Annotated in this window: 17 protein-coding genes; 7 read left to right on the top strand and 10 right to left on the bottom strand. The window is 65.7% G+C overall.

Annotated elements, in window-relative coordinates; all coding sequences use genetic code 11:
• Nucleotides 1-7: 7 nt before the first annotated feature.
• Nucleotides 8-2,500, top strand: a complete 2,493-nt coding sequence (locus tag CVS48_RS27780) for a TonB-dependent siderophore receptor (RefSeq protein WP_242001427.1) — start codon at nucleotides 8-10, stop codon at nucleotides 2,498-2,500.
• A gap of 4 nt (nucleotides 2,501-2,504) precedes the next feature.
• On the opposite strand, the gene CVS48_RS27775 is transcribed toward CVS48_RS27780, so the two are convergent.
• The 8 genes from CVS48_RS27775 to CVS48_RS27740 form a co-directional block, all read right to left on the bottom strand.
• A complete protein-coding gene (locus CVS48_RS27775) occupies nucleotides 2,505-3,524 on the bottom strand; it encodes an extracellular solute-binding protein (protein WP_100857241.1) in 1,020 nt (339 codons plus the stop codon).
• A 36-nt stretch (nucleotides 3,525-3,560) separates the two neighbouring features.
• Nucleotides 3,561-5,213, bottom strand: a complete 1,653-nt coding sequence (locus tag CVS48_RS27770) for an ABC transporter permease (RefSeq protein WP_100857240.1) — start codon at nucleotides 5,211-5,213, stop codon at nucleotides 3,561-3,563.
• A complete protein-coding gene (locus CVS48_RS27765; protein WP_100857239.1) occupies nucleotides 5,210-6,259 on the bottom strand; it encodes an ABC transporter ATP-binding protein in 1,050 nt (349 codons plus the stop codon). The genes CVS48_RS27770 and CVS48_RS27765 overlap by 4 nt, the downstream gene beginning before the upstream one ends.
• A gap of 43 nt (nucleotides 6,260-6,302) precedes the next feature.
• Nucleotides 6,303-7,127 (bottom strand): inositol monophosphatase family protein, encoded by an 825-nt coding sequence (locus CVS48_RS27760; RefSeq protein ID WP_100857238.1) that lies wholly within the window; start codon nucleotides 7,125-7,127, stop codon nucleotides 6,303-6,305.
• Nucleotides 7,128-7,136: 9 nt separating this feature from the next.
• Nucleotides 7,137-8,714 (bottom strand): FAD-dependent oxidoreductase, encoded by a 1,578-nt coding sequence (locus tag CVS48_RS27755; protein WP_100857237.1) that lies wholly within the window; start codon nucleotides 8,712-8,714, stop codon nucleotides 7,137-7,139.
• On the bottom strand, nucleotides 8,711-9,835 hold the full coding sequence (locus CVS48_RS27750) for an NAD(P)/FAD-dependent oxidoreductase (RefSeq protein ID WP_100857236.1): 1,125 nt from the start codon (nucleotides 9,833-9,835) through the stop codon (nucleotides 8,711-8,713). Before CVS48_RS27750 ends, CVS48_RS27755 begins: the two co-directional genes overlap by 4 nt.
• A gap of 27 nt (nucleotides 9,836-9,862) precedes the next feature.
• Nucleotides 9,863-10,795, bottom strand: a complete 933-nt coding sequence (locus CVS48_RS27745) for a 4-hydroxyproline epimerase (protein WP_100857235.1) — start codon at nucleotides 10,793-10,795, stop codon at nucleotides 9,863-9,865.
• 242 nt (nucleotides 10,796-11,037) lie between these two features.
• Nucleotides 11,038-11,952 carry a dihydrodipicolinate synthase family protein gene (locus CVS48_RS27740; RefSeq protein WP_100857234.1) on the bottom strand — a complete coding sequence of 305 codons (915 nt, stop codon included), beginning with the start codon at nucleotides 11,950-11,952 and terminating at the stop codon, nucleotides 11,038-11,040.
• A 221-nt stretch (nucleotides 11,953-12,173) separates the two neighbouring features.
• On the opposite strand from CVS48_RS27740, the gene CVS48_RS27735 reads away from it, so the two are divergent.
• The 5 genes from CVS48_RS27735 (at nucleotide 12,174) to CVS48_RS27715 (ending at nucleotide 16,618) form a co-directional block, all read left to right on the top strand.
• Entirely contained in the window at nucleotides 12,174-12,806 is a 633-nt protein-coding gene (locus CVS48_RS27735; RefSeq protein ID WP_100857233.1) for a DUF4198 domain-containing protein, read from the top strand.
• 23 nt (nucleotides 12,807-12,829) lie between these two features.
• Complete coding sequence (locus tag CVS48_RS27730) at nucleotides 12,830-13,111, top strand: DUF3649 domain-containing protein (RefSeq protein WP_167401155.1); 282 nt, start codon at nucleotides 12,830-12,832, stop codon at nucleotides 13,109-13,111.
• Nucleotides 13,108-14,775 (top strand): PepSY-associated TM helix domain-containing protein, encoded by a 1,668-nt coding sequence (locus CVS48_RS27725; protein WP_100857231.1) that lies wholly within the window; start codon nucleotides 13,108-13,110, stop codon nucleotides 14,773-14,775. The genes CVS48_RS27730 and CVS48_RS27725 overlap by 4 nt, the downstream gene beginning before the upstream one ends.
• Nucleotides 14,772-15,095, top strand: coding sequence for a DUF3325 domain-containing protein (locus tag CVS48_RS27720; RefSeq protein WP_100857230.1), 324 nt, complete (start codon nucleotides 14,772-14,774; stop codon nucleotides 15,093-15,095). Before CVS48_RS27725 ends, CVS48_RS27720 begins: the two co-directional genes overlap by 4 nt.
• Nucleotides 15,096-15,265: 170 nt before the next feature.
• A complete protein-coding gene (locus tag CVS48_RS27715) occupies nucleotides 15,266-16,618 on the top strand; it encodes a tryptophan--tRNA ligase (protein WP_100857229.1) in 1,353 nt (450 codons plus the stop codon).
• An 87-nt stretch (nucleotides 16,619-16,705) separates the two neighbouring features.
• On the opposite strand, the gene CVS48_RS27710 is transcribed toward CVS48_RS27715, so the two are convergent.
• Nucleotides 16,706-17,212: a hypothetical protein gene (locus CVS48_RS27710; RefSeq protein ID WP_100857228.1), complete on the bottom strand. Its 507-nt coding sequence runs from the start codon at nucleotides 17,210-17,212 to the stop codon at nucleotides 16,706-16,708.
• Nucleotides 17,213-17,529: 317 nt separating this feature from the next.
• Nucleotides 17,530-19,908: an RNA-binding transcriptional accessory protein Tex gene (gene tex, locus CVS48_RS27705; RefSeq protein WP_100857227.1), complete on the bottom strand. Its 2,379-nt coding sequence runs from the start codon at nucleotides 19,906-19,908 to the stop codon at nucleotides 17,530-17,532.
• Nucleotides 19,909-20,122: 214 nt separating this feature from the next.
• On the opposite strand from tex, the gene yoaA reads away from it, so the two are divergent.
• On the top strand, nucleotides 20,123-22,273 hold the full coding sequence (gene yoaA, locus CVS48_RS27700) for a DNA repair helicase YoaA (protein ID WP_100857226.1): 2,151 nt from the start codon (nucleotides 20,123-20,125) through the stop codon (nucleotides 22,271-22,273).
• Nucleotides 22,274-22,337: the final 64 nt, after the last annotated feature.

Below are 22,337 nucleotides of genomic sequence, written 5' to 3'. Positions count from 1 at the left end.
ACCGCGCATGCGCGCCACATTGACGGCTGGCCGCAAGGCTGTGCTGACCGCCACCTGCGCGGGCGCTCTTGCCGTCGGTATGCCCGCCGTGTGGGCGCAATCCGCGCCCGCCGCCGCCCCAGTCTCCGTCAACGCGCAGCGCGGCTACCAGATTCCCGCCGGCGCCCTGGCCGATGCGCTGACGCAGTTTGCGCGCACGGCGGGCGTGGTGCTGTCGTTCGACCCGGCGTTGGTGCGCGGCCGTCATTCCGATGGGCTGAACGGCACCTATTCGGTCGGTGCGGGCTTTGCGCGGATTCTGTCGGGCAGCGGCCTGCAGGCGCGTGCGCAGTCGGGCAATACCTGGACGCTGGCGCCCGCGCCGGTCTCGGGCGACGCGCATGTGCTGGCGCCGGTGACGGTGTCGGGCATGTCGGAAAGCGCGTTGGCGCCCACCGTGGGCTATGTGGCCAGCGCCAGCGTCAGCGCCACCAAGACCGACACGCCGCTGATCGAAACGCCGCAATCGGTGTCGGTGATCACGCGCGAACAGATCAAGGAGCAAGGCGCGCAAACGCTGAACCAGGTCTTGCGATATACGGCGGGTGTGGCCACTGAATCGCGCGGCGCCACCGCCACGCGCCTGGACCAGTTCAGCGTGCGTGGCTTTTCGGCGTCGTCCTATCTGGACGGCTTGCGCGTGTTCGGCGGCCGTGACGCCTTGCCGCAAGTGGACGCCTACCGCCTGGAGCGCGTGGACGTGTTGAAGGGACCCGCCTCGGTCATGTATGGCCAGGGCGGCCCGGGCGGCGTGGTGAACCAGGTCAGCAAGCGTCCGTTGGAAGAGACGCTACGCGAAGTCGAGGTGCAGGTCGGCAACTACGATTACCGCCGCGCCAACTTTGACTTTGGCGGCCCCATGGACGAGGAAGGCAAGTACCTGTATCGCCTGGTCGGCGCGGGCTATATGTCGGACGGCCAGGTCAAGGACACCAAGGAACGGCGCTATTTCGTGTCGCCGGCCTTTACGTGGAAGCCCAATGGCGACACCTCGCTGACGGTGCTGACCAACTTCCAACGCGATCCGGACATGGGCTCTTACGGCACCGTGCCCGCCATGCGCACGCTGCTGTCGGCGCCGGACGGCATCCGCCTTCCGGCCAACTACTACGACGGCGACGCCAATTTCGAAAAGAGCGATCGCAAGAGCTATTCGCTGGGTTATGTGCTGGACCATCGCTTCAACGACACGTTCAAGGCCACGCAAAGCCTGCGCTGGACGCGGTCCGAGGCTCAGTACCGCAGCGTCTATGGCGCCATGACGAACAACTACGGCTACACGGACAAGCGCTACCTGTACCAGCAGCGCGCATCCATTGCCACGGACGTGGACGTGGGCGCGCTGACCATCGACAACAATCTGCAGGCGCGTTTCAATACCGGCCGCTTCGGCCACACGGCGTTGCTGGGCTTTGACTATCAGCACGTGAAGACCGACACGCTGGCGGGCTATGGCAGCGCGCCGCCGCTGTATGTACTTAACCCGGACAATCACCAGCGCATCGCCACCCCCGCGTTCTCGACGGACGCCACCTCCACGCAGTACCAGGCGGGCCTGTACTTCCAGGACCAGATCAAGATTGATCGCTTGTCGGTGCTGCTGGGCGGACGCTACGACTGGTCTCGCAACGTGGGTGAGACCACGACGATTGCCACCGGCCGCGTCGCGCCGTCTTCCTTGAATGCCGAGAAGTTCACGGGCCGCCTGGGCGTGATCTACAACTTCGACAACGGCGTCGCGCCGTACTTCAGCTATTCGGAATCGTTCGAGCCGCAGTCGGGCACGGGCTGGCAGAACACGCCGTTCAAGCCCATCGAGGGCAATCAGTACGAGGTCGGCATCAAGTACCAGCCGCCTGGCAGCGCAACCCTGCTGTCGTTCGCGGCGTTCGACATCCGTCGCGAAAACATGACCACGACGGATCCGGATCCCACGCACATCTGCGGCACTGCCGGTGGCCGGTGCTCGATCCAGGCGGGCGAGCTGCGCACGCAGGGTATCGAACTGGAAGCCAAGAGCGAACCGATGCGGGGCCTGACGGTGGTGGCCGCGTATTCCTTGATGAACAACGAGTACTCCAAGGCCAACCCCAACCTGGCGGGCTTGAACCTGAAGGACAAATCGCCGGCCGGCGTGCCGTCTCAGCAGGCGTCCGCATGGGCGCGCTATCAACTGCAGGACGGACCGTTGGCGGGCATGGGCGTGGGCGGCGGCGTGCGCTACATCGGCTCGTCGTTTGTCAATGAGACCAACACGATGAAGGTACCGTCCGTGACGCTGGTCGACCTGATGCTGGACTATGACCTTGGCCGTGTGTCGCCGTCGTTGAAGGGCATGCAGGTGGCCTTGAACGTCCAGAACCTGTTCGACAAGGAATACATCGCGTCTTGCTCGGGGGATTCCTGGTGCTGGTATGGCTACCAGCGTTCGGTCAAGGCCAGCCTGCGTTATCGCTGGTAAGCAGTCAGGTGCTGCGCGACTGCGCGAGGTAGGCGCGCCACCGTGCAAGAAAGGCTTCGCGGCCAGCCGCCGCTTCGGCTTCGTCCACCGGCACGATCTTGATGTCGGCAAGCGGCGGCATATCCAGGTGCTTGCTGACGTCGATGTCGTTGCGGCTGGGGCGGCGGTAGGCGTTTTGCAGCAAGGCCAATTGCATCTCGCGCGACAGCAGCAAGTCGTACATGCGCTTGGCGGCTTCCGGGTTGGGCGCGTTCTTTACCATGGCCATGTTGTCGGCCACGGTGAAGGTGCCGTCCGTGGGGTACATGATGCCGATCTCTTTCTGGCCGCCCGCCACATAGGGGTAGGCCGTGGACTCGAAAGTGATGCCCACGGCGTATTCGCCCTGGCCAACACTGCGCACCACATGCGAGGCCGCGCTGGACACGGTGACGTTGCGCGCCAGCGCTCTCAAGCCTTCGGTGCCCAGCACGCGCTCGATGCCCCACAAGGCGGTGAAGGCGGTGGAACTGTTGCCGGGGTCGCTAATGATGATCTTGCCTTTGAAGCGACGGTCGGTCAGGTCCGCCCACGACGTCGGCGCGGCGCCGGGCACGTGCCGCGCGTTGACCATGCCGACCACGATGTGAAGGTTGGCGGCCATCCAGAGATCGTCGGGGCCGTGCAGATCGTCGGGAATGGCGGCGATATGTTCAGAGCGGTAGGGCTCGAACAGGGCGCGGTAGCCATGCATGACGTTGGCGCTGGATGTCCAGAACAGGTCGCCCTTGGGCTGGCCGGCTTCGGCTTCGATCCGCTTGAGCAACTGGCTGCTGCCGCCTGCAACGGTGCTGGGTTTGATATGGGGCAGCACGTCGCGCGCGATGTCGCTGGCGGTCTCGACGGACTGCGCGTTCAGCGTGGTGTACAGGACGACCTTTTCGGCACGCTGGGCCAGCGCCTGGGTGGGCAGGGCGCCGATGCCGCCGGTGGCGGCCAGCAGCTTGAGCATCTGGCGTCGGTTGAAAGCGGGAAGCTGGATCATGGCGATTCCTTTGATGGGAAGGTGAATGAGCCGGTCTCAGGCAAAGAGCCGGATGTTGAAGACGCGGGTGGCCAGCAGCACGGGCGCCAGGATCACCGTGATCAGCACCAGGCCGTAGGCCGATGCCTGCGCCATCAGGCCGCTGTCGATCAAGCGGAAAATCTGGATGGGCAGCGTTTCATGCCCGGGCGAATACACGATGACCGAGGCGCTCAGTTCCGAGACGCTGGTGGTCCAGGTCAGCACGGCGGCAGCCGCGATGGCGGGCGCCATCAAGGGCAGCACCACTTTGATGAAGGACGCCAATGGCGGCACCCCCAGGCTGATGGACGCCTCTTCAATGGAGTCGGGCAGGTTGAACAGCGTGGACGAAGCGTTGCGCACGCCAAAGGGAAGCCGCCGCACGATGTAGGCCAGCACGATCAGTGAAGCGGTGCCGGACAGGTCGAAGGCGCCATGGCCGAAGGTCATCAACAGGCCAATGCCGATCACCGTGCCGGACAGCGCCAGCGGAATGGAGCTGAGGTAGTCCAGCCAGGGCGTCAACACGTTGCGCTTCTTGACGATCAGGTAGCTGGCCAGGGTGCTGAAGGCGATGGCGATCAGCGTGGCGGCGCCTGCGAACAAAACGGAGTTGAGCACCGGGCCCGGGGCGTTGATCAGCACCCGTTCCAGATGCGCAACCGTCCATTCGCCCCAGCGCATGACGGGGCCGTGCGCGCGGGTGAACGCGCCGACGGCCAGTGTGCCCAGCGGCAGCATGGACAGCGCCATCACGGCCAGCGCCGCGCCCGCCATCGCCAGCCCGCCCGGCCCCCGTATCGGCGTCTCGGGGGCGGCACGCCCCTGGGTGATTTCATAACGACCGCGCGACACAATCCAGCGTTGCAGGAACAGGGCCAGCATCACCAGGCCGATCGACGTGGTGGCAAGCGTGCTTTGCATGACCGGGTCGCTGCCTGTTTCGGACACCGACGCCTGATAGGTCAACACCGACAGCAGTTCGACGCGGTGCCCAAGAATCATCGACGTAGCGAAGTTGCCCACGACCATGGTGAAGACAAGCAGGGCGCTGGCCAGCACGGCGGGCATCACCACCGGCGCCATGACTTTCAGGCGTGATACGGGCGGCGACGTGCCCAGGCTTTGGGCGGCCTCTTCAAGCTGCGCGTCAAAGCCGCGGATGGCGGCCAGCGTACCGATGTAGATGTACGCGTAATACGTGAAGGTCATGACCGTCAGCAGTCCGGGCCAGCCATAGAAGGAGGGCGGGTCCAGCCCCAGCCCATCACGCAGCGCGCGCGTCAGCACGCCGTTATTGCCCAGGATCATCAGCCAGGTCTGCGCGCCGATGACTTCGGGAATGATGAGCGTGATCAGCGGCAGGATCGACACCAGCGCTTTACCGGGATAGCGGTGGCGCGCCGTCAGGTACGCAAGCGGCACACCGATGGCGACGGCCAGCAGCGTCACGCCCGCGCCCAGCAGCAAGGTGTTGCCGATGGCGCGCGGGTAACGCGGATCCGACAGCATGATCTGCCAGCCGGACAGGCCTTCGTCGCTGCGCGCCAGCACGCTGGCCGACAGGATATTCAGCACGGGCCAGACCAGGAACACCAGCAGCACCGCCAGTACCGCCAGCGACAACCAGGTCCAGGGCGACCGCAAGATGGGGGCCAGGCGCTTCATGATGCCAACACCAGGGTTTTTTGCGGGTTGAATACCAGATCGACCTCGGTTCCTCGCGCAAGCGCGGCGATCGGGTCGCCGTGCACGTCCACGTTCATATGGCGGCCGCTGGGCAGTTCGACGCGGTAGTTGGTCTTGATGCCCAGGTACTGCTGCGCCAGGATCCGCGCGGGCACCCCGGCGCCCGGCGTGGTGGACAGCAGGATGTCTTCGGGGCGCGCCACCAGCACGGCCTGCCCCGCCACGGGCACGGGGGCGTGCGCGGCCACGGCGTGCCCGTCCACCTGTAAATGCACCGGCCCGGTTTCAAGCGCGTGGCACTGCACGGGCAGCAGATTGGCCGCGCCGATGAAGTCCGCCACATAGCCGCTGGCAGGCGCGCTGTAGATGTCGCGTGGTGTGCCGAGCTGCGCCACGCGCCCCTGCTGCATGACGGCGATCTGATCGGATAGCGCCAGCGCTTCTTCCTGATCGTGGGTGACGAAAACGGTGGTGATGCCGGCCTCGCGCTGGAGTTCGGCGATCGTCTGGCGCACCTGGATCCGCAGCTTGGCATCCAGGTTCGACAGCGGTTCGTCCATCAGCAGTACTTGCGGCTGAATGACCAGCGCGCGGGCGAGCGCCACGCGTTGTCGCTGGCCGCCGGATAGTTCGGCCGGCAGCCTTGCCGCGTATTGCCCCAGCCCCACGCGGTCCAACGCCGAGGTCACTCTTTGCTGGATCAGGGCGGGCGCCACTTTTCTTGCGCGTAGACCGTAAGCGGCGTTGTCGAACACGCTGCGGTTGGGAAACAATGCGTAGTCCTGGAACACCATGCCGATGTTGCGCTGGTGCGCCGGCAGGCGGGTCACGTCGCGCCCGCCGAACAGCAGATTGCCGGACGCAATGGGCGTAAAGCCCGCGATGGCGCGCAGCAGGGTGGTCTTGCCGCAGCCGCTGGGGCCCAGCAAGGTAAAGAAGGCGCCGGGGGAAATATCCAGGCTCAGGCCGTCGATGACGCGCTGGTTGCCGTACGAAATGCAGAGGTTCTCGATGCGGATGTCCATGCCCGGGGGCTCCTGGTGCTTGCGGGGTGATTGAGGGGAAGGATCAATCCATTGCCTGGCGCACCAGATGCAAGGCTTCCCGATGGCGCGCCGGGTCGCCCGCGGCGAGGATGCGCGATGCCGGGTTGTCCAGCCCGAGCGCACGGCCGTTCCAGTCCGTAATGACGCCGCCCGCACCCTGGATGATGGGGATGAAGGGCGCGTAGTCGTAAAGCGCCAGCCGGGCGTCGATGGCGATGTCGGTGCGGCCGGCGGCCAGCAGGCCATACGCCAGGCAGCAACCGCCATAGATGCGCCAGCGCGTGCGTTCCCGCAGCGCCTGGAACGCCGGAAGTTCGTCGGGCGCGTAGAAATCCGGGTTGCTGGTGCTGAGCATGGCGTCGCCCAGTTGATCGCAAGCGCGCGTGTGGCAGGGGGCGCCGTGATGCAGCGTCGGGCGTCCGGCGGCGCCCACCCAGCGATCACCGGTGACGGGAAAATCCATGATGCCCAGCACGGGTGTGCCGCGCTGTAAAAGTGCGATCAAGGTTCCAAAGACCGGGATGCCGGCAAGAAAGGGCGCGGTGCCGTCGATGGGGTCGAGTACCCAGACGTGCTCGGCGTCCAGCCGGACCGTACCGCCTTCTTCTCCGTAGATGCCGTGCTGGGGATAGGCCTCTTCGATGCGCGCGCGCAGGTGCGCTTCGATGGCGTGGTCCAGCGCGGTGACAAGGCTGCGGTCCGGCTTGATATCGGTCTGTGGCAAGCGGGACGTTGCGCCGTTCGTGTCCACGCCCACGACGTGGCGCAGATAGGGTGCGTACATTTGTCGCGCCTCTTGTGCCAAGCCTTGCGCGAACGCGATATGGGCGTCCAGGGTGTTGATCATGAGGATTCCTTAGTCGAACGATTTGCCGGATGTGGATGCGATGGCCGCCAGCGTGTCGATGCGGGCCGGCGCAAGCAGGTGCCGGGGGGGCGAGGGCTGCCAGCCATAAAGCGCCTGGGTGGCGGCGCCGCAGATGCGGCCCTGGCAGGCGCCCATGCCGCAACGCGTGTGCAGCTTGGCGTCGGTCCAGTTGCGGTGTGGGGCCAACGCGGATTGCGGCACGTCTTCGCAACGGCAGATCAAGGTGTCGGGGCGGGCCAGGGACAACAGTGGCGCCCGCAGCGCGAAGGGTTCACGCAGCGCGTCGGCGAAGCTCTGCCAACGGGCAAGATCTTTGGACAGGCGCGCGGCCTGGGTCAGTTCGCCCGCCGCCGCATGCCCGGCTCGCGTGCCCTGTACCCGCGCGCGTTCGTTGCCGCCGATGCCCGTGCATTCGCCTGCGGCAAAGATGCCGGGCACGGTGGTTTGCTGCATGTCGTCCACTTGCAGGCCGCCGTGCGCGTCCAGCGCGCAGCCCAGCATCTGACCCAGCTTGATATTGGGCACCAACCCAAAGCCGCAGGCCAGCCGATGGCAGGCGATCTCTTCTTCGCCATCGGCGCGGTGCAGCCGCACGTGTTGCACGCGTCCGTCGCCGGTGGCTTCCAGGACGTGGCTGGCGGTACGGTATTGCGGGCTGAACAGTGCGGCGGCTTGCGCGGCCTTGGCGGGCCAACGGTGCAAGCGATAGGCAAAGCGCAGCAGCGCGCGCCAATCGGCCTGCTCGGCGATGCGCACGACGCGTGCGCCCGCTTGATGCGCGGCGCGCGCGGCGGCAAGCAATAGTGGTCCCGTGCCGGCAATGACGATACGTTTGCCGCGCAGCGGCACGCCGGCCTTCACCAAGGCTTGCAGCCCACCGGCGCCGGTCACGCCGGGCAGCGTCCAGCCGGGAAAGGGCAGCAGGAGTTCGCGAGCACCGGTGCACAGGATCAGCGTGCCATAGCGCTGGGCCCAGCCGTGGCGCGCGTTTTCAAGCATCAGTGCCGGCTGGCTTGGCACCCCGGCCATGCCTACCACGCGGGTGTCGCAGAGCAGCGTGATATTCGAATATTGCGCCAGTTGTTCACGCAGGCGGCGGGCCGGGACGGGCAGTGAGGCACCCGGACCATCGCGCCAGATCTGGCCACCCGGCGCGGCGTTGTCGTCGACCAGCACGATGGCGCGTCCACTGGGCGCGGCCGCCAGCGCGGCGGACATGCCCGCGGGTCCGGCGCCGATGATGAGCAGGTCGCAGGCCGGATGTTCAACGTCTTGCGCTGGGGCGTTGCAGACGGGGGCGGCGTGTTCCAATACCGTATCCACCCGCATGCCTTCCCGGCAAGGCGTCTGGCAAGCCAGGCGCAGGTGGCCGTCGACAAGGACCCGGCATTCATGGCAGACGCCCATGCCGCAGAATGCCGCGCGCCTTTCTCCGGATACGGATATGCGCGAGTTGCCGGGCGACCTGCTGGCCAGAGCGGCGGCGACGCTGCTGCCGGTTGCCACGCGCATCGGCTGACCGTCGACCTGGATGCGCAGGCGCGCGGAGTTTCGCGGAAACGTCATGGCGCTACCTCGGCAAATGAGCGGGACGGAGCAAAGGGCGCGGCCGCCAGCGGCGGCGTTGCGTTCGTTATCAGGGCGGTCAGCAAGGCGGCGGTGGCAGGCGCGGTGGTGACGCCAAGCCCCTCATGTCCCAACGCCAGCCAAAGCCCGGGGCGGGCAGGGTGCGGACCGATCAAGGGCAAACCGTCGGGCGTGGCGGCGCGGATGCCGGTCCAGGTGCGGATGAGGTTCATGCCCGACAGGCCCGGCAGGAAGTCGATGGCCCGCTTGAGCATGCGAGACAGCAACACGGGATCAATGTCGGAATCGGCTTGCCCGATTTGGCGGGACGAGCCGATCAGCAGTTGCCCGGTGGGCCGGGGCTGCACATTGAATGCGACGGCGGCGCCGTCGCGCTGTTGGGTGCTGGCCATGTAGCCAAGCTCGACCAGTTGATGGCGGATGCCCGTCGGGTAGCGGTCCGTGATGGCCAGATGGCCTTTCTTGGGGGTGAGCGGCAGGTCGTCGCAAAGGCGGGTGGCCGACATGCCCGCCGCCAGCACGACGGCTCCGGCATTGCGGCGCGAGCCATCGGCCAGCACGACGCCTTGGCCGTCGATCTTGCCGACGTGCGCGGCCTCGAATGACACGCCCGGTGGCGCATGCGCCAGTAGCCAACGGGCCGCGTTGGGGGCATACACCAGGCCGTCGCCGGGGACGTGCAGGGCGCCGGCCAGGCCGGGGCGCAAGAAGGGTTCGGCATCGGCCAGTTGCTGGGCGTCAAGCAGCGTGGCGGCGACCCCGTGCTGGCGCAGCCGTGCCTGCTTGCGTTCGGCTTCTGCCATGTCTTTGCCATTGGCGGCGACCCACAGGGTGCCGCATTCGGTATAGGCGCAGGCCGGGTCCGCCGCGTTCATGCGCGGACCCCACTGTCGCCACGTGTTCATCGACAAGCTGCTCAGTGCCAGTTCGGCGGGGCACCCATCCATGACGACCAGATGCCCCATGCCGGCTTGCGTGGCGCCTTTCAGGCGTGCGTCCACGACATGCACCGACAGGCCCGCGCCCGCCAGATGGTGCGCGCAGGCGGCGCCGATAATGCCCGCGCCGACGATCAGGACGTCTCTCGAAGGGTGTGGCATGCGTAGGCTTCCGTTGGCGGTCAGCGCTTAGAGCCGGATGCCCCAGCCGAAGGGGTCGTCGGGCTGGATCAGCAAGGTGGACTCGGCGCAGACGTGTGCGCGCCCGCGGATGGTGGGGATGATTTGCGCGCCGTCCATTTCATAGCTGGCCTGGAAGGTGCTGCCGATGACGCTGGCCTGCCGCCAGACCTGCCCCGGCGCCAGCTTGCCGTCCGCCGCAAGACAGGCGAGCTTGGCGCTGGTGCCCGTGCCGCAAGGCGAACGGTCATAGGCCTTGCCGGGGCACAGCACGAAATTGCGGCTGTCGGCGTTGGGATCGGGCGCGAACAGCTCGATGTGATCGATGTGCGCGCCGTCGCGGCCCGTGATGCCCGCCGCTTGCAATGCCTGGCGGATGGCCCAGGCGTACTGGGTCAAGGCGTCAAGGTTGTCGGGCGCGACGCGTTGCGTGTGCCGGCTGACAAGGAAGAACCAGTTGCCGCCCCACGCCACGTCGCCAAGCACCTGGCCGTATCCGGGCACGTCAACGCCTACGGCTTCGCGCAGCCGGTAGGCGGGCACGTTGCGCACGCTGACCGATTGGTCTTCGTGCAGGGTGGCGCGGATGGTGCCTACCGGGGTTTCGATGCCGTGCACGCCGGGCTGGATACGGCGCAGGTAGGCCAAGGTGGCGACCAGGCCGATGGTGCCGTGGCCGCACATGCCCAGGTACCCGGCATTGTTGAAGAAGATCACGCCGGCGGCATTGGCCGGGTTCTGCGGCGGGCAAAGCAAGGCGCCCACCATGACGTCGCTGCCGCGAGGTTCCAGGACGGTAGCCGCGCGCCATGCGTCGTGTTTGTCGGCCAGGCGACGTTGCCGTTCGGCCATGTCGCCCGTGCCCAGATCGGGAAAGCCGGAGACGACAAGCCGGGTGGGTTCACCGCCTGTATGGGAGTCGATGACACGGATCTGATTCATTGACGCGCCTTGTGCAGAAGTTGTAGACGTGCAGCGGGCAAACGGCCTGACAACGTGTGGTTTGCCGGCGGACGAACGAGAATCGAACGGGCTAGTCTAGGCAATTAAACGCGTGGCGTCGTGTCGTAGAGACCGCAATGCCACGCATTTTTTTCCCCGGACGAGTCAGCGATAACTCCATGACATTGCAGGCAATTTCTGGGGGTTATCGATGCGCGTCATCGCCGGGGTGGGTACCGCGATCAGGGCACCGACTGGTACTGCGCGGGGCGGGTCGCCAGGGCGTGCGCCACCACGCGCTCGATCAGGGCGCGTTCTTCGCCGATTACCGGCAGGCGCGGGCGGCGCACGTGCTCGGTGCCCACGCCGACCAAGGCGTCGATCAGCTTCAGGTTCTGGACCAGCTTGGTGGATACGTCCAGGTGCAGCAGCGGCGTCATCCATTGATAGAGCGCCAGCGCTTCGGCGAATTTGCCCGCCTTCATCAGGTCGTACAGGGCGACGGTTTCACGAGGAAACGCGCAGCCCACGCCGGCAAGCAGGCCATCGCAACCCAGCGCCAGGCCTTCATAGGCCAGGTCGTCCACACCCAGGAAGATCTGGTAGCGATCGCCCACGGCGTTGCGCAGATCGGTCACGCGGCGGGTGTCGCCCGAACTGTCCTTGACGGCGGCGAGCCACTTGCAGTCGGCCAGCTCGGCCATGTGGGCGGGGGTGAGGTCCACGCGATAGGCCAGCGGGTTGTTGTAGACCATGATGGGTTGCTGCGCGGCCTCGGCCATGGTGCGCACGTTCAGCATGGCCTCGCGGGCGTCCGCCACGTAGATCAGCGACGGCATGACCATGAAGCCCGCCACACCCAATTTGTTGGCGCCTTCGATGTACCGCAGCGCTTCGCGCGTGCTGGTCTCGGATACGTTGGCCAGCACCGGCACACGGCCGCCCGACGCTTCCAGCGCGATCTTGGCGACCTGGAGCTTTTCTTCCAGCGTCAACGTGCTGGCTTCGCCCAGGGAGCCGCAGGTAACGACGCCATGGATGCCGTTGCGGATCTGGAAATCAATGTGCTTGGCGGTGCCTTCGGCGTCAATCCGTTCGTCGGCGTGGAATTTCGTGGTGATGGCGGGAAAGATGCCTGTCCAGCGAGGGTGCGTCATGAGGAACTCCAGGTTCACGTGCGGTGGGTGGCTTCAGATATATCGTTAATATATTTAATTTGCAGATTAAAGGAATGAGGGTTAACGAGCGCCTGACGTTCCGGCCCAAATTTAAATGGATGTGGTAGTGAGAATGGTTATAATTCAGGCCGATGAAAAACAGGCATTGGCCGCGGGGCTTGCCTGTTGTCTTTATCAGACTAAAAACCAGAGGAAACAGAATGACTTTTGCTAGGACTTTGGCCGCCATTGCCCTGATGGGCAGCGCGGGCGCTGCGCAGGCGCACTTTGTTTGGCTGGAACGCGGGGCCGAGGGCCCGGCCAAGGCGTACTTCGGCGAATGGGCCGACGACGTGCGCGAGAAGCAGGATGGCTTGCTGGGCAAGATCCTGGTGGCGCCGGTGGTGACGGCCGCCGATGGCACCGTGTTGAAGGCCTCGGGCAAGGGCGCGGATTTCGTTGAATTCGCAGCCACCGGAAAGGGCGATGTGCGCCTGGCTCAGCCGATGCAGTTCAAGGAAACGCTGGTCAAGTACGGCGCCAAGGTCGGCCGCACCGACACGCAGGCCAAGCTGGACCTGGAACTGGTGCCCACCGCCGCCGGCGCCAACACCTTTGTCCTGAACTTTGAAGGCAAACCGCTGGCCAAGACGGAAGTGACCGTCTTCGGTCCCCCGAAATGGGAAAAGCGCTTCTGGACCGATGAGAACGGCCGCATCGAGATCACGACGCCGTGGCCGGGCCAGTACGTGCTGGAAGCCGCCCATGTCCAAGAGAAGGCGGGTGAGGCGGATGGCAAGTCCTACGCCAAGATCCGCTACGTTTCCACCACGACCTTCAATGTGAACAAGTGAAAGCTCCCGCAGCCGGCGCAGGCATGATGCGCTATCGCATGGCCGTATTTTCCAGGGCGCTTGCCGCCATTCTGGGCGGCTATGCCCTGGCCTCGGCGGCTGCGGCCTGCCTGGCGGTCTGGCTGCCCATGGGGCGGGCAGACGCCGTCACCACGGCCCAGATGCTGTCCTTCGTGGTCTACGCCTGCGGCGTGATCTGGGTGTTCGCCACGCGCAACGCCTGGCGCGCCTGGGCCGGCGTCCTGGTGCCGACCTTGCTGCTGGGCGGCTTGTTCCTGGCCGGCCGCGCGATGGGGGCGGCATGAAGGCAGGGAAGGTCAAAGCGCAGGGTGAAGAAGGCCTGCGCCAATCGATGTCCTGGCTGCATACCTGGGCCGGGCTGATTTTTGGCTGGGTGTTGTTCGCGATGTTCCTGACCGGGTCGCTGGCGTTTTTCCGGCCCGAGATCACACACTGGATGCAGCCCGAGATCCAGGTAAAGGCGGCGCCCGCCGTGCAGTCGGTTGAAGTGGCGCAGCGCTATCTGGCCGAGCATGCGCCGGACGCCAAGCGCTGGTTCATCACGCCGCCGTCGAACCGCGAGCCGTTGATCCTGCTGCTGTATCAAGTGCCCAAGCCCAAACCGGGCGAACGCGGATTCGTGCGCGTGAAGCTGGACCCGGCCAACGGCCAGGCCGTCACCGGCCGCGAAACGCGCGGCGGCGACTTCTTCTACCGCTTCCATTTCGAACTGGAGACCGCGTTCCCGTGGGGGCGTTGGCTGGCCAGCATTGCGGGCATGTTCATGCTGGTGGCGATCATCAGCGGCATCATCACGCACAAAAAAATATTCACGGATTTCTTCACCTTTCGCCCCAAGAAGGGCGGGCAACGCGCCTGGATGGACGGCCACAATGTGCTGTCGGTCCTGGGCCTGCCGTTCCACCTGATGATCACCTTCAGCGGCCTGGTGCTGTTCATGGTGATGCTGATGCCGGCAGGCATCAAGGCCGTCTATGAAAACCCGCGCCAGTACACGGATGATGTCTTCAAGTCATTCAAGGTGACGCCGCCGCTGAACCAGCCCGCGCCCCTGATACAGATCGCCCCGCTGGTCGAGCAGGCGCAGCAGCAGTGGCACGGGCGCGTGGGCCGCATCACGGTCAACAACCCGGGCGATGCCGGCGCCACCGTGACCCTGACCCGTGCCTCCTCTGATGCGGTGTCGTATGGCGTGCTGGCCCCCTGGAAGCGGTTTGATGGCGTCACGGGCAAGCTGCTGGAGGGGCAGGACACGCTCGGGGCTACGGCAAGCACCGCCGGCACCATCACCGGCCTGCACCTGGGCCTTTTCGCCGAACCGCTACTGCGCTGGTTCTATTTCCTGGTCAGCCTGGCGGGCACCGGCATGGTGGGCACGGGGCTGGTGTTGTGGATTGCCAAGCGGCGCCAGAAGGCGCGTCCGCAAGATACCCGCGAAGCGTTTTCGCTGCGGCTGGTTGATGCCCTGAACGCCGGCACCATCGCGGGCGTAGTGTTTGGCGTGGCCGCATTTTTCCTGGCCAACCGGCTGCTGCCCGTGGATCTGCCGGGGCGCCAGTTCTGGGAGTCACGCGCGTTCTTCTCGGCCTGGGCCTTGTCGCTGGTCTACGCCTTTCTGTTCCAGCATCGCAAGTGGCAAGACCTGCTGGCCATCGCCTCCGCAGCGCTGGCCTTGGTGCCGGTGGTCAACGCATTGACCACGTCGCGCCACCTGGGGGTGTCGCTGCCCGAAGGGGATTGGGTCATGGCTGGTTTCGACCTGACCTGCCTGGCCAGCGCCGTGCTGTTTGCCTGGATGTCGCGCAAGGCGGCGCGGGCCCGTCGCTTGCCAGCCAAGGCACCTGCCAAGGCGCCAACCAAGGCTTCAGCCAAGACTGCCGCCGCGGCGTCCCCGGCCCAGGCTGCCCCCAACGCCGCCGTTTACGAACCGCGAGGTGATACGCCATGACGCTTGCCGCTTTTTGCCTGGCCTACGCGGGCTTTTCCGCCTTGTGCCTGGGCATGGATCGTCACTACGAAGACCTGTTCGATCGCGCCATGCCGCGCCGCCACCGCGTGCCATTGCGCGTGTTCGGCTGGATCGCGTTGGCCCTGTCGCTCTATGCATCCGCCACGGTGTGGGGGTGGAGCTACGGCACGGTGGAATGGATCGGCATTCTCAGCATCGCCGGCCTGTTGCTGATCTGGTTCCTGACCTTCCGACCGCGTGCGGCGTTGACCGCGGGCGGGGTTTGCGCGCTGGCGGCTCCGCTGCTGGCGGTTTGGTAAGCAAGGCAATCTTTGAGGGCTTGCGCCGTCATGCGCAGTCATGCCCAGTCATGCGGGGCCATGCCGGGTGTTCACGGCATGGCCCGGCAAGTGCGGCGCTGAACCGCTAAGCCACCGTGGCTGCGGCAAGTTACACTGCTCGTTTCCCCTCGCACACGCCTCTTCGCCCCATGAATACCCGCGTCCTTACCGGCATTACCACCACTGGCACCCCCCACCTTGGCAACTACGCCGGAGCCATCCGGCCCGCGGTAGAGGCCAGCACGCAGCCGGGTGTGGACGCATTTTTCTTCCTGGCCGATTACCACGCGTTGATCAAGTGCGACGACCCGGCCCGCGTGGCGCGTTCCCGCCTTGAAATCGCCGCGACCTGGCTGGCAGTCGGCCTGGATCACGAACGGGTAACGTTCTACCGCCAATCCGACATCCCGGAAATTCCCGAACTGTGCTGGTTGCTGACCTGCGTTACCGCCAAGGGCATGATGAACCGCGCGCACGCCTACAAGGCGTCGGTGGACCAGAACGTGGCCAAGGGCGTGGACCCGGACGACGGCGTCACGATGGGCTTGTTCTCGTATCCCGTGCTGATGGCGGCGGACATCCTGATGTTCAACGCGAACCGCGTGCCGGTCGGCCGCGACCAGATCCAGCACTTGGAGATGGCCCGCGACATCGCCCAACGCTTCAACCATCTGTACGGACGCGACTATTTCACGCTGCCTGAAGTGGCTATCGAGGAAGACGTTGCAACCTTGCCGGGCCTGGATGGCCGCAAGATGTCCAAGAGCTACAACAACACCATCCCGTTGTTTGAAGGCGGCGCCAAGGCGCTGCGCGCGTCGGTGATGCGTATCGTGACCGATTCACGCGCGCCCGGCGAAGCCAAGGATGCCGAAAACTCGCACCTGTACACGCTGTACCGCGCGTTCGCCACGCAGGCGGAATCGGCGGTGTTTCGCAAGCAGTTGGAAGACGGCATGGGCTGGGGTGACGCCAAGCAGGCGCTTTACGAGCACCTGGAAAATCGCTTGGCGCCGATGCGCGAAAAGTATGTGGAGCTGATCGCCAACCCGGGCCGCATCGAAGACATCCTGCAAGCGGGCGCCGACAAGGCGCGCAAGCAGGCGCTGCCGCTGATGCAGGAACTGCGCGTGGCGGTCGGCTTGCGCAATCTGAATGCCGGCGCCGTATCCGGCAAGCCGCAAGGCAAGAAGGACAAAGAGAAGGGCGCGCGTTTCGTCAGCTTCCGTGACGACACGGGTGGTTTCCGTTTCCGCCTGTTGGGTGCCGACGGTGAAGAACTGCTGTTGTCGCAGCGCTTTGCCGACCCCAAGCAAGCGGGCGCCTTGATGCGCCGCCTGCAATCGGAATCGGCCGATCAGGTGCTGCAGGCCGCCGGTGACGGTTACACGGCTGTCATCGACGGCGTGGCGGTTGCCGAAGCGCCCGCGGGTGCGCAGGGTGATGCCGATGCGCGCCTGGCGCGCGTGCGCGAAGCGCTGGCGTCGTTGGCGCAAGAATAGGTGGCTTGCCGGATGGCGGCGCATTGCGTTGCCATCCACGCTGCTACGCCCGCTGCTACCCGCGCCGCAGCCGCTTTCCGTATAGGCTCAAGCCGGCCGCGCGCCCGCCACGATGCGGCCGTCGCGCACCTGGAAACGCTGCGCGTTGCCTTGCCCAGCGATCTCAAGCAGGTCGCCTTCCGAATAGCCGACGACGTTGGGGCAGTCCAGCCATTCCGGGTTGATGAAGGGGAAATACTTCAGCGTGCCGCTGCCTTGGCTAGCGAAATCAAAGGTCGTGTTGGCGACCACTTCGGGGTCCCATTGGCTGGCGTCGAAGGTCAGCGCGCAGCCCACGCCGATGCGGTACACGATACTGGCGCCCATGCTGGCAAAGCCCAGCGCGCCCACTTGTAGCTGGGCGCCGTTGCGCAATTCAATCACCCGGGTGCCCAGGCGTTCCAGCGTGATGTGCTTGAAGGCGACTTCGGCGCCGTCAATGATCAGATGCGCGTATTGGCCCAGCGTGACTTCGGCGTAGGTGCCGCTATGGCCGGCTTCTTTTTCGGTAATGGTTGCCGCTTCATTGGCGGCAAGCGTAATGGTAGTGCGCATGACGAATGGCTCTCCGGGGACGCTACGGGATAGGGCGCTTTTTCTTTTGCTTCTTGCCTGATAGACGGTTCGCGCCGCGGTTCGCCTGATCATGGATGTTTGTGTCTGCTGTGTTCCCCAATGCCACCAGCTTTTATTATTCGGACACAATTCGATATTTTCCCTTATTTTTAGAATTGTTGATTGAGCGAGCGCAAGAAAATAGGCCCATCTAGGGGAAAGTCCTAGGGGCGAAGCGGGCAAGTAAAAAGCCAGGGCGCAATGAAAAAGCCAGGGCCGTGTGGCCCTGGCTTTGGGGGTCAACAGGCGCTGAAGGATCAGCGCTTGAGCTTGGCGAAGGCGTCCGCCATGGCGCTGTTCATGCCGCTGGCGCCACCGGCCGCGTTGCCACGGCCGCCATCGCCTTGCGGGCGGCGGGGGCGGTCACCGCCCTTGGGGGCGTCGCCGCTGCGGCGCGCGGGGGCGGCGGTGTCGTTCAGGCGCATGGTCAGCGCGACGCGCTTGCGCGCGGCATCCACTTCCAGGACCTTCACGCTGACCGTCTGGCCAACGCGCACCACGTCGCGCGGGTCCTTCACGAATTTTTCGGCCAGCGCCGAAATGTGGACCAAGCCGTCCTGGTGCACGCCAATGTCGACGAACGCGCCGAAATTGGCCACGTTGGTCACCACGCCTTCCAGCACCATGCCCGGGTACAGGTCGTTCAAGGTTTCAACGCCTTCCTTGAACTGGGCCGTCTTGAACTCGGGGCGCGGGTCGCGGCCGGGCTTTTCCAGTTCGGCGAAGATGTCGCGCACCGTGGGCAAGCCAAAGCGCTCGTCCGTGAAGTCGGACGGTGATACGCCTTTCAGCGCGTCGCGCTGGCCGATGATCTGTTTGACCTCGGCCTTGATCTTCGCAACGATGCGCTCGACCACGGGATAGGCTTCCGGGTGCACCGACGAGGCGTCCAGCGGGTTGTCGCCGTTGGGAATGCGCAAAAAGCCCGCGGCCTGTTCAAAGGCCTTTTCGCCAAAGCGCGGCACCTTGCGCAGTACATCGCGCGTGGGGAAGGCGCCGTTCTCGTCGCGCCAGGACACGATGTTCTTGGCCAGAAGCGAATTCAAGCCGGACACGCGGGCCAGCAATGCGGCAGACGCGGTGTTCACGTCCACGCCCACGGCGTTCACGCAATCTTCGACCACGGCATCCAGCGAACGCGCCAGCTCGCGCTGGTTGACGTCGTGCTGGTACTGGCCCACGCCGATTGCCTTGGGATCGATCTTGACCAGTTCCGCCAGCGGGTCCTGCAAGCGGCGGGCGATGGACACGGCGCCGCGCAGCGTCACGTCCAGGTCGGGGAATTCCAGCGCGGCGGTTTCCGACGCGGAATAGACGGACGCACCGGCTTCAGAGACCACCACGCGGGTGACTTTCAGGTCAGGGAAGCGTTCCATCATGTCGCCCACCAGCTTTTCGCTTTCGCGCGAGGCGGTGCCGTTGCCGATGGCGATCAGGTCGACCTTGTGGCGTGCCACCAGCGCGGCCAGCGTGTTGATCGTGCCTTCGCGGTCGCGGCGCGGCTCAAACGGGTAGACAGTGGTGGTGTCGACGACCTTGCCGGTCTGGTCGATGACGGCGATCTTGCAGCCCGTGCGAATGCCGGGGTCCAGCCCCAACATGGCCTTGGGGCCGGCGGGAGCCGCAAGCAGCAGGTCTTTCAGGTTGGCGGCGAACACGCGGATGGCTTCGGCCTCACCGCTTTCACGCAGGCGGCCGATCAATTCGCTTTCGAATGCCGTCAGCAGCTTCACGCGCCAGGTCCAGCGGCAGACTTCACCCAGCCAGCGCGCGCGCGGCGTGGCGTCCAGCGCGAACAGGCCATTACCCAGTTTCAGGAAATTGGCGATGCGCGCCACGCAGGGGTGCGGCACTTGCGCTTCAAGCTCGGCTTCCAGCCCCAGGCGCAGTTCCAGCACGCCTTGCTGACGGCCGCGCAGCAGCGCCAGGATGCGATGCGAGGGCAGGGTGCGCAAGGGCTCGTTGAAGTCGAACCAGTCGCGGAAGTTGGCGCCTTCGGTTTCCTTGCCGTCGATCATCTTGGAATAGATCAGGCCGGTGGACCACAGGTGCTCGCGCATGTCGGCCAGCAGGTCCGCGTTTTCCGCGTAGCGCTCGGCCAGGATGTCGCGAGCGCCGTCCAGCGCCGCCTTGGCGTCGTTGATGGACGCTTCGGGGTTCAGGTACTGCGCGGCCAGTGCGGCGGGGTCGCAGGCCGTGTCGGCCAGGATGGCGTCGGCCAGGGGTTCAAGACCTGCCTCGCGTGCGATCTGGGCGCGCGTGCGGCGCTTGGGCTTGTACGGCGCGTACAAGTCTTCCAGGCGCTGCTTGGTATCGGCGGTGGCAATTTCCTGCTGCAGCTCGGGCGTCAGCTTGCCCTGCTGCGAGATGGATTCAAGAATGGAGCCACGGCGCTCTTCGAGCTCGCGCAGATAGCCCAGGCGCACCTCAAGGTTGCGCAGCACGGTATCGTCCAGGCCGCCGGTGGCTTCCTTGCGATAGCGCGAAATAAAGGGCACGGTGGCGCCGTCATCCAGCAGGTCCACCGCGGCAGCGATTTGGGAGACGCGCGCGCCGAGTTCGGTGGCAAGCTGCGCGACGATGCGGGCGTTGTCGACGCCGGCGGCGACGTTCGTGATAGCGGAAGTTTCAGACATCTCTATACGACGACAAAAAGGAAAAACGAGGGGCGGATTGTGCCATAAGCCGCTGTTACAGAACGTGCCAGGGTGGATGGATCCGTCCCTGGTCCGCACGGAAAGCGGGCCTGGCAAAGGGTATCATTTGGTCCTTTCCCACATCAGTGTCTGGCGCCCGAACCGTAACCGGTACCGGTTCACCATAGACTCCGACCGACACTAGGCTGCCGTAATGCTGGACCTGGATATTTCCGAATTTTTTGATGAAGACGGGCCCTTGGCCACGGCCATGCCCGGCTACAAGCCACGCCCGTCGCAGGTGGAACTGTCGCAAGCCATCGGCGACGCCATCCAGGACCGCGCCACGCTCGTGGCCGAAGCGGGCACCGGCATTGGCAAGACCTGGGCCTATCTGGTGCCCGCGTTCATCCAGGGCGGCAAGGTCCTGATTTCCACCGGCACGCGCACGCTGCAAGACCAGTTGTTCGCGCGCGATCTGCCGCGCGTGCGCGCCGCGCTGGCCGCGCCCGTCACCGCCGCCTTGCTCAAGGGCCGTGGCAACTACGTTTGCCACTATCACCTTGAGCGCTTGCAGGGCGACGAACGCGCGCTGAAGTCGCGCACCGAAATCCAGCAACTGCGCCAGATCCAGGTGTTCGCGGGCATTACCAAAACGGGTGACCGCAGCGATCTTGCCCAGGTGCCTGAAGACGCCGATATCTGGCAGCGCGTGACGTCCACGCGCGAAAACTGCCTGGGCCAGGAATGCCCGCGCATTCGCGACTGCTTTGTCGTCAAGGCGCGCCGCCAGGCGCAAGAAGCCGACGTCGTGGTGGTCAACCACGCGCTCTTCATGGCTGATCTGGTGTTGCGCGAAGAGGGCGTGACCGATCTGCTTCCCGAAGCCGATACCGTCATCTTCGACGAAGCCCATCAACTGCCCGACACCGCCACCCGCTTCCTGGGCAACAGCGTGTCCACGCATCAACTCATGGACTTCGGCCGCGCGCTCGAAGTGGCCGGCCTGGCGTATGCGCGCGAGGCCGCCAAATGGAGCGACGTCAGCCGCCATCTTGAAACCGCCGCGCGCGAATTGCGCCTGGCCTGTGCGCCGCTGGACCGCATGCCCGGCCGCAAGGCCACGTTCGAAGCCATCCCGAACCCCGAAGAATTCGACGAGGCCTTGGCCACCTTGCGCGAGGCCGTGGACAGCGCCACCAAAGCGCTGGGCGCGGTGGCTGAAAAGCACCCCGACCTGATGGCGGCCGCGCGCGGCGGCGCCGAGATCTCGGTGCGGCTCAAGCGCTGGGCCACACCCGGGCGCGCAGGAACCGGCTTCGAGGACGAAGGCTGGGGCCGCGATGACCAGGCGCCAGAGCCCGCGCCTTTTTCCGCCTCTGAACCCGCATCTGAACCCTCCTCTGAAGCCACGTCCGCCCCCGCGCTGGGCGACGGGCCGTCCACGCCCGCCGCCATTCTGGAAGGTGTGGCCGCGGCCGCCGAGCAATGGACGGGGCCAGCCGTGCGCTGGGTCGAACACGGCCAGCACCATGTGCGCCTGCATTCGGCGCCGCTGTCCGTGGCGCAGGCGTTCTCCAAGTACCGCAAGCCCGGCCAGGCCTGGATCATGACCTCGGCCACGCTGTCGGTGAACGGCGAGTTCACGCACTTCACCAGCCAGTTGGGCCTGGAGCGCGCACGCACCGGCAAGTGGGAATCGCCCTTCAACTATCCCGAGCAGGCGCTGCTGTTCGTGCCGCGCGGCATGCCCGAGCCACAATCGCCGCAGTTCCTGGACCGCTTCGTCGACACGCTGATGCCGCTGCTGGAAGCCAGCCCCGGCGGCACGCTGGTGCTGTGCACGACACTGCGCGCCGTGGAAAAAGTGGCCACCTTGCTGGCCGATGCCTTTGATGACGCCGGCCATGACTGGCCGCTTTTGAAACAAGGCGAGGGCACGCGCCGCGATCTGCTGGACCGCTTCTGCAAGCTGAAGCACCCGGTGCTGGTGGGCAGCGCCAGTTTTTGGGAAGGCATCGACTTGCCGGGTGACGTGCTCACCTTGGTGGCCATCGACAAGCTGCCGTTCGCGCCGCCTGACGACCCGGTTATCGAAGCGCGCCTGCGTGCGTGCCGCGCCCAAGGCGGCAACCCGTTCTCGGAATACCAACTGCCGGAAGCCGCCATTTCGCTCAAGCAGGGCGCGGGCCGCCTGATCCGCACGGAATCAGACTGGGGCGTGCTGATGGTGGGCGACGCCCGCCTGGTCGAAAAGCCTTACGGCAAGCGCCTGTGGCGCGGCCTGCCGCCGTTTGCCCGCACGCGCGAACTGGACGAGGTGTTGGCCTTCTACCAGCGCAAGCAGGGCGGCGCGGACGTTTAGCGCAGCGACGCCCACACGCCCAACGCACAAGAAAAAAGCCCCTTGGAGGTTCTCCAAGGGGCTT

This window comes from Achromobacter spanius (assembly GCF_002812705.1).
Taxonomy (GTDB): domain Bacteria; phylum Pseudomonadota; class Gammaproteobacteria; order Burkholderiales; family Burkholderiaceae_B; genus Achromobacter; species Achromobacter spanius.
This window is presented reverse-complemented; position numbering and strand designations above follow the sequence as displayed.